We start from the raw sequence: 16,926 nt of genomic DNA, 5'->3' as shown, positions 1-16,926 counted from the left end.
TTTACTACTCCATAAAATTTACTGAAAGAGAATGTTGTTTCCTATTTGGTGGCAATAATGATTCCGTGAGGAGTCCAGAAATTACAGGGAATTCGCTCTATTTTTGTAAATCCAGCTTCTCTAAGACACTGTTCGTGATCGTTCCAAGTATAAATCATTCCCCCTGTCGCAGGTAAAGAAACAAAGTAAGCTGAATCAAGAGCGCTCATAACGGGTCCATCTTCGCGATCTGAGGAAATTGAATTGAAAATTATCGCGCTTCCCCCAGGTTTGAGTGCTTCGTAAGCGCGACGGAGTAATAATGTATTTTCTGCTAAAGTCCAAATCACTAGTACGTGAATAAAGAGAAAGCACTCTTGTTCTTGGGGAAAATCGTCAACAAAAATGTCACATCCGCGAACGTGAATCTGATTAGTTAAACCATGTCGATCGATTTTCTTTTGAGCAATAGGACAACTATCAGGAATTTCGAGTAGAGAAATTTGGAGGTGCGGATATTTATTAGCTATAGCAATGGCATTGGTTGCGTCGCCGCCACTGACATCTACGATTTTGTTGAATTTAGAAAAGTCTACTTTTTCTAACAATAAAGGATTGGTTAGTTTCGACCAAGAACTCATATATTGATAGAAGATTTTTTCTATTTCTGGGTTTTCTGCTAAACGATGATAAAAATCAGCACCTTTGCCAGGGAATTGACGAAGTCCGACGTTTTTATTTTGGCGCAGGGACTCGACAAAATCTAATTGTCCGACATAAACAATGCGAGCCTCGAAAAGAACTATATCAAAGAATTCCTGCCAAGTTTCATCTTCAAATAGCTTTTGAATTATTGAACTATTTTGATAAGTTTCTCCGGTTTTAATAATAAGTTTTAAGGCAGTTAAGCCAAAGAGTAAACATTTGCTGGGATAGGGTTCTAACTTGAGTAGACTGCCAATTTCAGATTTGGAGAGATTAGGTTGTTTTGAGAGTAATTGAAATACTCCTAGTTCACAACCAGCATAGAGATACTGAAAGGCAGCGTGACCAAAAAGTAGCAGATTCAGATCGTTCATTTCTAGAGGACTTTCGTCTTTTTTAACCGAGTTAGTCATTTTCATACCTGATAGATAGACTTTTTGCAATTCTGGTTTGGTGGTCAAGTAATGGGGGTGAGTAGTATTTGATTTTTGGCGATCGCTACAGGGCAAATCCATTACTAAGAAATTGACATTGTTTAGTTACCTACCATATTTACTTTGGTTTTCTGGCTAAATGGATGGTGACAAGCCCACCAGAAAGACTGTGCGCTTGATATTGAGTAAAGCCCGTATTCTTGATTAGTTCTTCCCTGGCTAATCGTCCTTGATAGGCGAGAATCTCTTCTGAGAGATTACTAGAGTTACCCTCAGAAAATAAGTGAGAAATCCTCGGGAGAAACCATAAAAAAATTCGGTATAAACTCAACATCCAAGGGGCATCGGGAAGGGAAAGATCGAGGATTAAAATTTGTCCATCGGGTTTAAGTACGCGAAAAATTTCTTGTAGGCAAACTTGACTATTTTTGAGGTCGTCAAGGGCAAAAGCCATGGTCACTGCATCAAAGAGACAATCATGAAAAGGCAAAGCTTCTGCGGAGAAATTTTTCAGTTCAATCGCAGTTTGGGAACGAGACTTTTGCAGACGTTTGCGAGCAACTGCGAGCATTTGCTCGTTAATGTCACCGCCGATAATGACCGAATCTTGGGGTGCAACTGTAGCGATCGCTAATGCTAAGCTTGCCGTACCTGTGGCAAGGTCAAGAATGCGTCCTTTTGGCGGAAGTTCCAGTTGTCTAGCTGCCTTGTGGTGCCATTGTCGAGCTAACCCAAAAGTCAAGATCGAGTGTAGAAGATCGTAGCGCTGTGCGACTTCGCTGTACATTGATTGGGGGGTTGGCGATCGAAACCCTATCTGAGCTTGCATATTTTCCCTTTGAGTTGCCAAATTTTTCAATGTTCTCTTTTCCGTTAGGGTTAACTGGAGAGTCTCATTCCTTCTTGCGTGCCAAGGTTAATCCATCAGCGATGGGTAAAAGACTCAGTTGAATGCGCTCGTCGCTGTATAGTTTCTGGTTGAGCGTACGAATTGCTCTTGTTTCAGGATCTTGAACTGTGGAATCGACGACAAGTCCAGACCAAAGTGCATTATCGATGGCAATTAATCCACCTGGGCGTGCCAACTGCAAGGCTTTTTCAAAATATTCTAGATCGTTTTCTTTGTCGGCATCGATAAAAATAAAATCAAAAGTTTCTGCCTGAGAGTTTTCAAGTAAGTTGTCCAGTGTCTGTAAAGCTTCTCCTAAGCGCAAATCAATTTTGTGGTTTACACCTGCTTGTTTCCAGTAACGTTGAGCGATCGCCGTCCATTGTGCGTTGCGATCGCAGGCGATCGCGCGCCCGTCTGGAGGTAGGGCTAAGGCAGTCCAGAGCGTGCTGTAACCTGTAAAAACCCCTATTTCCAGGGTTTTTTTCGCACCAATAAGCTGTATTAAAAAGGCAATAAATTGACCTTCTTCTGGGGGAATCAGCATAGCTGATTCTTGCAGTTGTTCTGTTTCCTCTCTCAGTTGGCGTAAAATTTCATTTTCGTGGAGCGATACTGCGAGTACATAGTTATATATCTCTTGGTCGAGCAACCAATTTTTGAACATTTAAGCTCTCCATTAAAAGTAATTTTTAAACTATGATTATCTCAATTTTTGAGATTTTTTAGGCGCAAAAATTTTAAATCATTTAAAACATCTACGGCTGATTTTTTGGAACTTGAATTCATCCGCAAACTTTGCGAGTTAATTCCTACAAATTTACCGCAAACAAATTTATGTGCTTCATAGGTAGCTTCAAAAGCTTTAGTAAACTGCTGATGTTGAGTCATTAAAGAGTGATTTAAATTCGCGAGCATAGGCTTTAATTTTGACAGCAACTTGACTAAATATAAATGATCCATTGAAAACTGACCGCTCAGCCCCGATGGTGCATTAGGGGGCATCATCGAGGGACGGACTACATCTTGGAATTGACTCGATGAAAAATCACCAGTAAAACGCAATGCTGATTCAGCTCCCCACATCAAAGAAGTAGCGATCGCGATCGCCACTTCTGCTTCCTGAAAGTTTTCCGCTCTCATCTCCGCGTGGAAGCAATTGAGAGCAACGATTAAACTTTGGATCAGGACATAAAAGACATGGTGGCCGATAACCCAACGACGTAATGGATTATAGTTGTTATCGGCTGGATTCGAGCGCCGAGAAATAGTTAGGCAAGGATCGGCAGAGGGAGCGATCGATTCTTGGGCGAGGTAACTCAGGATAGACTCAAAAGCATGGCGAAGGTTGCGCCACTTGGGGGCTTTAATAGAGGTGCCAACGCTCAGAGCTTCTTCGAGTAGCTCCGAGTAAGCTTGAAGGATGCTCTGAAGTAGGACAAAAAAAGGATCGCCATCAACTCGCACCACACCCATATAGTTATCGACGATTTCCACATAGTAATCTTTTTCATTACGTTCGACCGATTTTGTCACGGTTTGATGGCGAGCGACAACAGATGGGAAATTAAGCAATATCCAATTGAACGTTTCGCGGATGTGTCTGAGTGCGTCAGCATCGTTAGACGAGCGTAGCTTATAAGTACAATCGGCGATCGCCGATTGTACTTCCAGAGAACAGTTTTGGCTAATTTCCCCACGATGACGAGGTAATTTTTCGGGTCTTGTTAAATATAACTTTGAGTATTGTTCCATCACATTTCCGATCGTCTATTTTTAGCCTTAGAGAGCGAAGCGCATCATTTGCTTGTCGGTGCTTCCAGAAAACCGATTTCAACCAAATAAGCAAGACAAAGGTGCATCAACTTTTCATTCATCGGCGGACATTCAATACCACTTCCTTCAAGCCCCTTTAACGTATTTTGACATTCTAGTTCTGGATGATGGGTATCAATAAATTGTGGATCGAGGGCGACGGGAGGTTCTTCATCTTCATCGCGAATCAGAGGAACAAGAGAATACAAAGGATGGGATGATTCAACTTTAATCGCTTGTTGGCGAGCTTCCTCAAAAGAAACCATTTTGAGTCGATAACCAAAAGAATCAATCCACTCATATAACTTACTCAAAGGAACTGGATAAGGATTCCAAAGATGGAAATGTTTTCCGAGCGAGCTTTCTTGCCGAGAAAGATGCACAATAGCTTGAGCCGCATAATCAACGGGAATTGGATCGATAATCCGCCGATAATCCGGTAAGATCCCTAGAGGAATAAAACCTCTTAAAGCTACTAACAAATAGTCGTTAGTTTGGGTTGCTCCAGTTTCACTGTGACTCATCATCAGTCCCGCTCGATAAATGCAAACAGGAATGCCGCGATCGCGAGCGAGGGTGACAATTTTTTCAGCGACCCATTTACTTCTGGGATAGCCATAAGGGACTTGAACGGGATTGTGGAGCGCGCGGTCATTTTCGAGGAAAGGACGAGGTGCATGGGTAGAGAGCAGCACATCAAGGGTCGAGACAAAGTGAACGGATTTGAGTTTGACCTGACAGGCTAAGCGCAGAATCTCTTGTGTTCCTTGAACGTTGGGTGCTTTTAAGCGGGAATAAGGATAAATAAAGTTTACTAATGCCCCACTGTGATAAATCGTATCAACAGCCGCCGCTAAATCTAAAAACTGCTGAGCAGAAAGACCAAGTAAAGGTTTCTCTAAGTCACCAATAACCGGATGAATTCTAGTCTGAAAAGAATCTTCCCAAATTAAGTACAACCGTAGTGTTTTTTCCAGTCGTCTTTTGCCTTCTTCAGGATTGGCTGCTCGTACCAAGCAATAAACATCTGCTTTCGTTTTTTTGAGTAATTGTTGAACTATAAATGCTCCCAGATATCCAGTAGCCCCTGTTACCAAAACCGAATTGGGGTCGCAATAGTTGGCAACAGACAGCCCTGCTGGGGTAATCTCCGGATCGAGGACAGCTTCTGATTCAAGTTGTGCGGCGGTACTATCAGCGATCGCTCCTTCTAGTCCCCCTTGCTGATACATTTCAATTACACGAGCTACACCTTCTACAGTAGGGACTTTGAAAAAATAATCTAGGGGAATGGAAACATTATATTTGTTAGACAAACGTGAAGTCAGTCGCGCCACGATCAAGGAAGTACCACCAAGCTCAAATAAGTTTTCATTCACCCCCACACGTTCAACACCCAACACAGTAGCAAAAGCTTGAGCAATCTCAATTTCGAGAGGTGTTCGTGGGGAAGTAATTACTTTCGCGTCCTCAAACTGGCGAACTTCAGGAGAGGGGAGGGCTTGGCGATTAATTTTGCCATTGGGGGTTCGTGGTAGTTCATCAAGGAATACCCATAATTTGGGGATCGTATAGTCCGGTAGACTTTCTTTTAAAAAAGAGCGGAGTGCTTCTGGCGAGAGAGTTGCAGTATTTTTGAGAACAACATAACCCAGCAATCTCAGTTCACCAAAGCGATCTTTGTCAACGATCGCGGCTGCTTCGCGTACCGCCGGATGTAAATCGATCGCTGCCTCAATTTCGCCGATTTCAATGCGAAAACCGCGAATTTTTACTTGATCGTCAATACGTCCGAGAAACTCAACACTGCCGTCCTCGCGGTATTTTCCGAGATCGCCTGTGCGGTAAAGACGCGCCCCTGGTTCTGAGCTAAAGGGGTGAGGAACAAATCTTTCTGCCGTTAAGTCGGGGCGGTTATGGTATCCCCGCGCCAAACCCACACCGCCAATATAAATCTCACCGGGTACACCAATGGGAACAGGTTGATAATGGTGGTCTAGTAAGTAGATTTGAAGATTGGCAATCGGACGACCAATGGGAGCAACTTGGGGGTTGTCCACACGCGGACAACGCCAGAAGGTGGCTTCAACGGTGGTTTCTGTCGGACCGTAAATGTTATAGACTTCTGCGGATAAGTATTTGAAGAAGCGCTGTTGCAGTTCTCCGCTTAAACGTTCGCCGCCGCAGAGGATATAACGCAGGCTGGTGGGGACAAGATTGGGTTCTTCCCATAACACTGTTTGGAGAGAGGGAGCCGCCGCGTAAACTGAGATCTGGTGTTCTACCATCCGCTTCATCAAAATTATACTGTCATAGAGTTCGCTGGAAGGAACAATGACAACTTGCGCTCCCACAGTTAGCGGCCAGAATGTAGCTGGGATGGAGGGATCGAAGCAATAGGAAAAGTTTTGTAAGACGCGATCGCGCTCTGTGAGGGGGAATTGGCGCTGTCGCCAACCGAGATCGCTGACGACACTGCGATGGGCGATCGTTACGCCTTTGGGGTTTCCGGTAGAGCCGGACGTGTAAATAATATAAGCCAGAGAATCGGGAGTTGTGTTGGGGAGTAAATCGGTGGCGGGAAATGGGGCGATCGCGCCCGCATCCCGATCCAGGCAAACGGTAGGGGGACTTGACTCCGGTAAAATATCTAAAAATGATTGTTGCGTCACCAGAATTTGGACTTGGCTATCTGCCAACATATATTGAATCCGTTGGCGAGGATAGTCTCGATCGAGGGGAACATAAACACCACCTGCTTTGAAAATGGCGAGTAATCCCACTACCAGATCTGGCGATCGCTCTAGGCAAATTCCCACTCTAGTTTCCTGACTCACACCTAACGAGCGCAGATAACGTGCTAGTTGGTTTGCTTGTTCGTTCAGTTGAGAATAGGTTAATTGTCGATTGTCACAAACTACAGCCACCGTCTGGGGCGATCTCTTAACTTGAGCTTCAATTAGTTCCTGAATTAAAACCTGGGGATAAGCATAACTGGTTTGATTCCACTCCACTAGCAACTGATGACGCTCTGGCTCTGTAATCATGGGAATTTCTGACCAACATCGGCTAGAGTCGGCAACCATAGCTTCTAAAAGCACTTGCAGATGTCCCAACATTCGCTCGATCGAGGCTGACTCAAATCGATCTGTGTTGAACTCGACTTGCAAATCTATTCCTTCCTCTGTGGTTATAGCTGAAAGCGTTAGGTCAAAAAGTGTGGTCTTGATTGGTAGATCCAGGGGCGTTACACTCAAAGACGACAACTCTCCCAAATCATCCACAGAGCGCTCTTGAAACTGGAACATGATGAGCGCAAACTCGTTCAGACGTTGTTGTAACTGGAGAATTTCAACCAGTTTCGCAAAGGGAAAATCTTGATGAGCGTAAGCTTCTACACAAACTTGACGTACTCGTTGCCAGAGTGTTTTTAAAGAAGGATTACCCGATAAATCCGTGCGCAAAACTAATGTATTTGTCAAAGGTCCGATCGCATCTTGCCATTGGGAACGCACCCGATGAGAAACTAAAGTCCCTAAAGCAATATCTTCTTGTTGGCAATAACGTGCTAATAAGACTTGAAATGCCGTTAACAAAGTCACGAACAAAGTTACATCCTCTTGCTTCCCTAGCGCTTCAAGTTGGTTGACTAAATCGCTGGGTAACTTGCAACAACGAACTTCACTACGATAAGTCTTCCCTGTAGGTTGAGAGCGAGCAATAGCTAGTTTCAAGCCACTCAGCCCCGCAAGCTGGGTGCGCCAATAATCAAGCTGTTCCTTTGCTGGTTGTGTTTGTAACCACTTTTTTTCCCAAGTTACGAAATCGCCGAATGGGGATTTCACTTTCGGTAAGGGAAGTGACAAGTTATTCACAAAAGCGTCGTATAAAGCGATTAGCTCGCGCACAAAAATCTCGACCGAACTGGAATCTGCCACAATCTGGTGCATTGTCACCAATAGTAACGATTCTGCTGCCCTAAGTCGCACCACAGTGACCCGAAACAAAGGTTTTTGATTCAGAGCAAAAGGTTGTTGTACATCTGCTTGGGCAATTTCCTGAATTTTGCTAGCTTGCTCCTCTTGAGAAATCTCGCTCAAGTCTATGACGGATAACTGAAGCGATTGAGTTGGAGTGACGACTTTTAGCGGTTGACCTTCCAACTCGATTAAAGTGGTTCGCAGTAACTCGTGACGCTGTATTACTTGAGAAAGACTGCGCTGAAGGATTTCTATCTGCAACGAGCCATATAGTTTTAAGGCGGCAAAGCTATGAGCTGGTACAGTGGGATCTAACTGAGCGATCGCCCAAAGTCGCAGTTGCTCAAAGGACAGATTAGAAGTACCTGTGCTTTGTGCTTTTTGTAAAAACTGTGTGAGAAATTTCCGTTTCTCTTCTACAGACAACTCGGAGAGGTCTTTTAAACTCATTTTTATTCTTTTCCTTTTTCTAATTCTTGTAAAAGTAGTGCTTCGCTGAGTAGAAAGTCTAACTGTTCCTCGGAAATATTTGCTAGGGATGTTTGCAAACGCTCCTCATCATTTTTTTTGGTTAACTCAGCCGTTTCCCGCGATTTTTCAACTACTGCTGCCAAGTTAGCCACGGTTGCATCAAGGAAAATTTCACGCATTGGTAAATGAACTTGGAAAAGATCGCTAACTTCAGCAATTAGGCGTGCCACTAACAAGGAGTGACCGCCAAAATCGAAGAAGTTGTCATACACGCCTAGGGCTTCACACTTCAGTAAATCGGCGCAAATACGAGCGATTTGTTCTTCTGTTGGGGTACGTGGTGCTACATAAGTTCGATCGCTTGTCGGTTGTGGGGTATCGATCGCGGCAAGTGCTTGCCGATCGATTTTGCCGTTAGGGGTTAGGGGTAAAGTCGCGATCGAGACTAGGGTGGAGGGAATCATGTAGTGGGGTAACTGCTGACGGAGGTCAGTCCGCAGTTCGTTGAGTAAAGTCTTCGTTTGTGAATCCTTTTCCTGGGAGGATGTCTGAGGCACAAAGTTCTCTTCGGCAGCCAAATCTAGCACGAGATAAGCTACCAGTTTTTCTTCAGCGCGAGCGGCTAAAACTACAGCCTTGCGTACTTGGGGATGTTTTTCTAGAGTTGCCTCAATCTCTCCGGGTTCGATGCGAAATCCACGAAGCTTAATCTGGCGATCCAGCCGATTTAGAAATTCAAGTCTGCCGTCGGGACAGTAACGTACTAAATCACCAGTGCGATACAAGCGCGTACCTGGGGAAGAACTAAAGGGATCGGGGATAAACCGTTCTGCCGTGAGGGTAGGACGATCGAGATAACCGCGAGCTACACCTGCTCCACCTAGATAAAGTTCCCCAGGAACCCCTACTGGAACGGGTTGTAAGTGGCGATCGAGAACGTACACTCTGGTGTTGCAAATCGGATGTCCGATCGTTACTGAGTCTGTGGGTTTTAGTTGTTGCAAACAAGACCAAATTGTGGTTTCAGTTGGTCCGTAGAGATTCCAGACTGATGCGCCATTAGCCATTAAACGCTGTGCTAGTTTCTCGTCTAAGGCTTCTCCGCCACAAAATACCTTGAACCCGGCTTGTCCTTGCCAACCTGCTTCAATTAGCAAGCGCCAGGTAACTGGAGTTGCTTGCATTGCGGTTGCGCCTACTTCACTGAGTTTCTGTTTTAAAAGCTGTCCGTTGCTGATTTGCTCTTGTGAGGCGATCGCTACAGAGCCGCCGAGAATCAGGGGTAAATATAATTCCAGAGCTGCAATATCGAACGAAAGTGTTGTGACTGCCAGAAGCACCTCATCTGCGGTCATACCAGATTCTCTAGACAGGGAATGTAAGAAATTTACCAGCGATCTGCGCGTTACCATTACCCCTTTCGGTACGCCTGTGGAACCGGAAGTGTAGAGGATATAAGCGAGATTGTCGGGGGTAGAAACCCGTGTCAGGTTGGTGTCGGGTTGTGCGGCGATTTCGGATTTATCTAAGTCTAAATAGACAGTTGTTTGGGAGTTTGCTGCTAAACCTTTGTGGTGCTGCTGAGTTAGTAGTACCAAGGGCTTGACTTCTTCAAGCATGAAGGCAATACGTGGGGATGGGTGAGCCGGAGCGAACGGTACGTAGACTCCTCCAGCTTTGAGGATGGCGAGTACTCCGACGAGCAAATCGAGGGATCTCTCGACGCAAATGCCAACGGGAGTTTCTGCTTTAACTCCTAGCGATCGCAAATAATGCGCTAACTGGTTTGACTGTTGATTCAACTGTTGGTAAGTCAGTTGTTGGCTTTCAAAGGTAGCTGCAATAGCATCGGGTGTTTTCTCGACTTGTAACTCAATTAATTGCTGAACGTCTTGTTCGGGGGAGAAGTTAACCTGGGTATTATTCCACTCTCTCAGTAATTGTTTTTCTTCTGATGCGGAGAGCAAACAACGATCTTCATAACGCTCTAAGGGTCTGGTTGCCATTATTGCTAAAGTTTTGGCATAGTAAGCGCCAAACTGGTTTACCTGCGCTTGCGTTAACTGATTCGCATCATAGTTAAGAGACAGTTGTATTTGGGATGAGAAGGGATCTTGTCCAAAGTTGGCGACGAAGGTAAAGTTCGTTTCTTCAAAAAACTTACCTCCCCAAAATTCTTTCCCTTCGCTACTAAATACTTCTCGATAAATGTGAAAGTGGTTAAAGTTGAATAAGGTCTCGAACAGAGGAAGTCCACCTGAGAGTCTCTGGATCTCAGCTAAAGGATATTGTCGGAACTTGAGTAATTCTCGCTCAACTTTAAAGGTTTCTCTGACTAAATCTATCCAAGTGCCTCCAAGTAACTGTAAGCGAAATGGTAAGGTATTGAGAAATAGCCCTAATACTCTTTCGGCATCAATTTGTTCGGGTCGGCTATGAGTAACTAAGCCAGCGATAATATCTGCGCGATCGCTGAGGAAACTTAATACTCGTAAGTGTGCTGCTAAGAGAACGCTTTTGAGAGGAACGCCTGCCTTTCGCGCTAGGCGTTTTAAGCCCTCGGATACTTCAGGTGAGAGTGAAACTTCTTGGATTTGATGCTGCGGTAATTCAACTTCTGGGGATGGTTTGGCAAGACGGGGGAGCCTGGTAATCGTTGGTTCGCTCAGTTTCTCAAGCCAGTATTGACGGTGTTCTGTACTTTGCAGAATTTGTTGTTCGTAGCTGACGAAGTCCCGAAATTTGGTTGCAGGTAAGGATGGAATCGCATAACTTTCCTGGTTCAATAAGGAAAAGTAGTGCTGAAATAATTCTGTGAGTAGGGAAGCGATACTCCATCCATCTAGAATGGCGTGGTGAAAGCTTAATGTGAGTTGAAATGTCTCATCAGTGCGGTGGTGAACCTGGAAGCGCAAGAGTGGGGGACAGTTCCAGTTGAACCGATGTTTTTTTTCTGCTTCTATCCAAGAGGCTAAGATTTCTTCTTGTTGTTCGGATGAGAGATGGCGCAAATCTTCTATCGATAAGGGAACTTTGACTGTTTGATGCACTAGTTGTAAGGGTTCTTGAAAACCTGTTACCTCGAATGAAGTTCGCAGCACTTCGTGACGAGCGAGTAGTTGCGCGATCGCACTACTGAAGAAGTTGCGCTGAAAAGGAATTTTCAGATGATAGGTAAAGATATCGTGGTATACGGGGCTTTCTGGATTATATTCGCTGTGGAAGATCGTGCCTGCTTGTAGGAGAGTCAGGGGATAGGCATCTTCGATATTTTCTGGCAGTTTTAAACGATCTTGCTCGGAAATCAGGCTAAAGTTTGCTGTTTGAGGAACAGATACTGTCTTCGACTCGATGACACCGATTTGTCCTGCTAATTCGTGAATGGTTTGATGTTGAAAAAGTTGTTCGACAGAAAGTTTCAGACCGATTTTTTGCGCTAGGGTACAGACTTGGATGCTGCGAATCGAGTCCCCTCCGAGTTCAAAAAAGTTGTCATGAATGCCAATTTCTTCCAGCCCTAATACTTCTGCCCAAATATTAGCTAAGGATTCGGCTTCGGGATTTTGGGGGGGGACAAAGCCTGGTTCTCGTTCCGGATGAAGCTTGTCTGGGATGGAGAGTGCGCGGTAGTTAATTTTCCCATTGGACAGTAAAGGCAAAGCTTCTCGGAAGACAAAGGCGACAGGGAGCATATAATTGGGCAATTTGCTTTGCAAAAACTGACGTAGTTCGCTGATTGTGGGAGTTTGTTGGTTGCGAAGCACGAGATAAGCGACGAGCCGCCGCTCGTCGGGTAAATCTTCTCGTCCTAAGACGACGGCTTCTTTTACTGTAGGGTGTTGGCTGAGTGCAGCTTCAATTTCGACTAATTCTATTCGGAAACCGCGTATTTTGACTTGGCGATCGATGCGCCCTCCAAACTCGATCGCACCGTCGGGTAGGAAGCGTCCTAAGTCTCCGGTTTGATAAAGGCGAGAATTGGTTTTGAAGGGGTTGGGAATAAATTTGGTGGCGGTTAATTCGGGATGATTGAGGTATCCTCGCGCTAGTCCTATACCGCCAAGGTGGATTTCGCCAAAAACACCGATGGGAACGGGTTGTAAATGCCGATCGAGGATGTAAATCTGGGTGTTGGCGATCGCTCGTCCGATGGGGATTATGTTTGATTGGTTCTGGGGTTGACAGTGCCAGAAGGTAACGTCTATTGCGGCTTCTGTGGGTCCGTAAAGATTTTCTAAGGAGCAGTTGAGACGCTCAAAGAAGCGTGTGGTGAGTTTCTGGGTTAGGGCTTCTCCGCTACAAATTACTCGCTTTAAGCTCTGAGAGTTGTTTTCGAGATTTTCTTGTTCGAGAAAAACTCGCAGCATGGAGGGCACAAAATGGATGGTGGTGATTTGCTGTTGGGCAATTAAGTTGCTTAAATAGGTGCTGTCTTGATGACCGCCTGGTTTGGCTAGAATTAGGCGCGCTCCGGTCATTAGCGGCCAAAAAATTTCCCAGACGGAGACATCAAAGCTAATTGGGGTTTTTTGGAGAATCCGATCTGTACAATCGATGGGGTAGGTTTGCTGCATCCAGAATAAGCGGTTGCTAATTCCTTGATGAGTATTCATCGCGGCTTTGGGTTTGCCCGTAGACCCGGAAGTGTAAATCACATAGGCTAAACAATCGGGCAATGTAATATTGAGAGGGTTGGCTTCGCTTTCTGAGGCGATCGCGCTCGAATCTGTATCTAAGCAAATAATCTGGGCTTGGGTTTCAGGAATTTGTTCGCGGAGTGTTTTTTGAGTTAGCAGGAGGTTTACTCTCGCATCTGCCAACATATAAGCTAACCTTTGGGCGGGTTCTCTGGTATTTAATGGTAAATAGGCTCCCCCTGCTTTGAGAATGCCGAGGAGTGCGACGACTAGATCTATGGAGCGCTCTAGATATACGCCAACTAAGGTATCGGGTTTTACTCCTCGCGATCGCAGGTAATGAGCTAATTGGTTCGCCCGATGGTTTAGCTCGCTAGAGGTTAAATTTCGCTCGCCAAAGACGAGGGCGATCGCTTCGGGGGTTTGCTCAACTTGTGCTTCAAACAGTTGATGCAGGCAGATATCTTGGGGATAATCTTTTCCTGTTTGATTCCATTCCTCTAGCAGTTTTTGGCGATCTGAGTTGGTTAATAATGGTAAGTTGGCGATCGGCTGCGCTGGCTGCTCGGCAATACTTTCGAGTAATGTTTGAAAACCAGCGATCGTCCGGCGAATGGTGGCAGCCTCAAATAAGTCTGTATTGTATTCCCAAGTCCCTACTAGCTGTTGCTCGATTTCTCCGAGGAAAAGTGTCATGTCGAGTTGACTGGTTTTTGGCTCGAAATCGACCGCCTCAACCACCAATTTGCCTAGATCGATCGGTTTTCCCGGATGACCCAGAGCCAAAGCTGTCAAACCCTCGTGGTCTAATCGATGTGCCTTTTGCCACACGAACATTACCTGAAAAATTGGCGATCGCTCGGCACTGCGATTTGGTTGTAAGCGTTCTACGAGTAATGAGAAAGGATAATCTTGATGTTCGAGAGCGGAAACTACTGTTGATTGGGTTCGCTTCAGAAGTGTTAAAAAAGATGGATTCCCTGATAAATCTGCTCTCAGGGGTACTGTATTAACTAAGTATCCGACAATGTTGGCAAGCTGATGCTGGCTTCTTCCAGCTACAGGAGAACCGATAATAATATCTTCTTGTTCGCTCAGTCGAGATAATAGCACTTGGAAAGCTGCGAGCAGCAGTGTAGAAAGCGTAACTTGATTATCTTGAGCTAATTGTTTGAGGCGGCAACTCAACTCGGAATTCAGGGTAAATTTCTCTGTGGAGCCTTGATATGTCTGAACGGGCGGTCGGGGTCTGTCGGTGGGAAGATTGAGAATAGGCAGCGTTCCGGACATCTGTTTTTGCCAGTAAGCCCACTGGCGATCGCCGCGCTCGGTGGCTAACAGTTCGTTCTGCCATTGCGTGTAATTAAAATATTGCCCACAACTCGGCAAAAAGGCAGGTGTACCTTCTCGGATAGCAGTATAGAAAATATTCAGCTCTTCTACCAGCACTGCTAAGGACCAAAAATCAGCGATCGCGTGATGCAAAACTAGTAGCAGGATATGTTCCTGGGGCGATCGCGAGAATACTCTAACCCGCCAAAGCGGTCCCTGTGCTAAATTGAACGGACGATTAGCTTCTTGCTGTAAACGTTGGTCAAGAGTGCGAAAATCATCTGTTGATAATTTCTCGTCATCAAAGTCGAGATTTATCTGTGCATGGATTCGCTGGACTTGTCCCTCTGGCTCTGAAGGAAAGGTTGTGCGTAGTGCAGAATGGCGCTCGATTAATTTTTGCCAAGCCTGTTGCAAGTCGCTAATATTCAATTCACCTCGAATGCGGACAGCACGAGCAATGTTGTAGGGCGAAGGTTCGGCGGATGAAGTTAATGAATCCAAAAAACAGAGTGCCTTTTGTCCGTAAGCCAGGGCATATTTCTCATCGGATTTCTGAATTTTAGGAAAATATTTGGGCGCGATCGCTTCTTGTTTAACAATCTTTTGCTGAATCTCGTCTGCTAATTGAGTGATGTTGGACTCAAAAAGAGTTGCCAGGGAAAGATTCACTTCCAATTGAGCTTCAATACGATGCTTGATTTCTACCAAGATTAATGAATCTAGGCTTAACCCACCTAATGGTTGTAGTGGGTCTAAACTAAGAGGTGAAACCCCTACCATACCTCCTATTTGCTCTTGAAGATATTCAATTAATACATCCTCTCTGCGCTTGACTGGTACTTTCCCAAGTTCTTGGCGCGATAATGAGTTTTCCGGAACTAATATACTCTCAGTGTTATGAATGCTGGTGGCAATAACCTGCAAATGATTGGTTAAAAATTTGGCTTTGCAAGTATGACGTTGAATTTTGCCACTAGCAGTTTTGGGAAGACTCCCGAACTTAATCAAGACTACAGCATAAACTTGTAAGCTATGGCGATCGGCAATTGACTGGCGAATCGCACTCTTTATTTCCTCCCAACGATCGTGACCGACAGAGCGCTTGACTTCTTGAACAATAACAATTTTTTCTGAGTCGGCGCGATCTACTTCTACAGAGAAAACTGCACATCCTCCCATCTTCAAAGCCGAATGGCTTTGCTCGACGGTTAGTTCAAGATCCTGGGGATAATAGTTGCGTCCGGCGATCGCGATCGAGTCTTTTAATCGACCGGTGACAAACAGTTCTCCTTGATGTAAAAATCCCAGGTCTCCAGTGCGTAAATAAGCTTCGTGAGTGCTGTCTGGTAAAGAGGAAAAGAAAGTCTGTTGGGTATTCTCTTCCTGATTCCAATAGCCTTGCGCTACGCTAGCTCCTGATAGCCAAATTTCACCAACTTGGTTAGACTCACAAACCTGCAAAGTTTGTGGGTTGACAATCGCTATTTTCTGACTGGGTACCGCTTGACCGCACCCAACTACCTTTTTACTCTCTTCGTCGTGAGTTCCGACTTCAATAACGCGATCGCGTTCGAGTTCCTTTTTTTGAAAAGATTTAATCGTCGGATACTGAGCTTTCTGCGCCCCTGAAGCCAACAAGGTTGCTTCAGCTAGCCCATAACAAGGATAAAAAGCTTCCTGACGAAAACCACAAGCGGCAAATGCCGCGATAAATCTTTCTACCGTTTGCGGGCGAATTGGTTCGGCACCGCAAAAAGCGACATCCCAACAACTCAAATCAAGGTTTTTTTTCTCCTGATGAGTAATCTTTTGCAAGCAAAGCTCATAAGCGAAATTTGGACCGCCACTACAAGTAGCACTCTTTTGGGAGATGGTCTGCAACCAATTTAAAGGACGCTGTAAAAAAGTCATCGGCGACATCAGCGTGACTGGAAAACCGACGAAAATTGGTTCGAGAATGCCGCCAATCAATCCCATATCGTGATATGGGGGCAACCAAATCACGCCTCGACTTGCTGGAGTTAGCCTAAAGTTGTGGCGAATTAAGGACAAATTATGCAAGAGATTGCCATGAGAGAGCATTACCCCTTTTGGTGTGGTCGTTGAGCCGGATGTATATTGAAGGAATGCTAAACTGTTGGTGTCTAGGGAAGGCATCTGCCAATTAGATGCTGCTTCCCTTGGCAGCTCGTCACTACATATCCAAGGGAAAGCTTCTAAGCAAGATGACTGGGCGATGAATTCTTCGGCACGTCCTAAAAGGGTTGAGGTAGTTAAGCCGATCGCTGGTTGAGCATCGAGAGCAATCGTTTGAATGGTTTCAAGTCGCGATCGCTTACGATTGGAGCGAGAAAATTTTGGTGGATATACCGTTACTGCTACTACACCTGCATACAGGCATCCCCACAATCCCGCTATATAATCTATTCCTGGATAGTATAAAAGCAATGCACGATTTCCTCTCAGGTCGAGAGATTGCAGTTTAGCTCCAATCGCACGAGCATATCGATCGAGTTCTCCGTAACTTATGTTTGCTTCTTCACTCAAGCGATCGGTTAAGAATGTATAGGCTAGTTGTTGAGGTTGTTCAATAGCCCGACGACGAAGAAGATTGACAAGAGTTTCGGCTTTAATTACAGGAGCTTTATAGTGCATTCGATTTCAGGACTTCAATAAAACCA

At 45.1% G+C, this 16,926-nt stretch carries 6 protein-coding genes; all 6 read right to left on the bottom strand.

What is annotated here, in order from left to right; all coding sequences use genetic code 11:
- Positions 1-41 precede the first annotated feature (41 nt).
- The 6 genes from G3T18_RS05415 to G3T18_RS05390 all read right to left on the bottom strand — a co-directional run bounded on the left by G3T18_RS05415 (position 42) and on the right by G3T18_RS05390 (position 16,900).
- A complete protein-coding gene (locus G3T18_RS05415) occupies positions 42-1,199 on the bottom strand; it encodes an acetylserotonin O-methyltransferase (RefSeq protein ID WP_224409515.1) in 1,158 nt (385 codons plus the stop codon).
- Between the two features lie 37 nt (positions 1,200-1,236).
- Complete coding sequence (locus tag G3T18_RS05410; RefSeq protein ID WP_224409514.1) at positions 1,237-1,947, bottom strand: ubiquinone/menaquinone biosynthesis methyltransferase; 711 nt, start codon at positions 1,945-1,947, stop codon at positions 1,237-1,239.
- A gap of 64 nt (positions 1,948-2,011) precedes the next feature.
- Positions 2,012-2,674 (bottom strand): class I SAM-dependent methyltransferase, encoded by a 663-nt coding sequence (locus G3T18_RS05405; RefSeq protein ID WP_224409513.1) that lies wholly within the window; start codon positions 2,672-2,674, stop codon positions 2,012-2,014.
- Positions 2,675-2,715: 41 nt separating this feature from the next.
- Positions 2,716-3,762, bottom strand: coding sequence for a hypothetical protein (locus G3T18_RS05400; RefSeq protein ID WP_224409512.1), 1,047 nt, complete (start codon positions 3,760-3,762; stop codon positions 2,716-2,718).
- A gap of 44 nt (positions 3,763-3,806) precedes the next feature.
- Positions 3,807-8,252, bottom strand: coding sequence for a non-ribosomal peptide synthetase (locus G3T18_RS05395; protein ID WP_224409511.1), 4,446 nt, complete (start codon positions 8,250-8,252; stop codon positions 3,807-3,809).
- A 2-nt stretch (positions 8,253-8,254) separates the two neighbouring features.
- Complete coding sequence (locus G3T18_RS05390; protein WP_224409510.1) at positions 8,255-16,900, bottom strand: non-ribosomal peptide synthetase; 8,646 nt, start codon at positions 16,898-16,900, stop codon at positions 8,255-8,257.
- Positions 16,901-16,926 lie beyond the last annotated feature (26 nt).

The organism is Oscillatoria salina IIICB1 (assembly GCF_020144665.1).
GTDB lineage: Bacteria > Cyanobacteriota > Cyanobacteriia > Cyanobacteriales > SIO1D9 > IIICB1.
The sequence above is the reverse complement of the archived record's forward strand: the minus strand, read 5'-3'. Positions and strand labels throughout refer to the sequence as shown.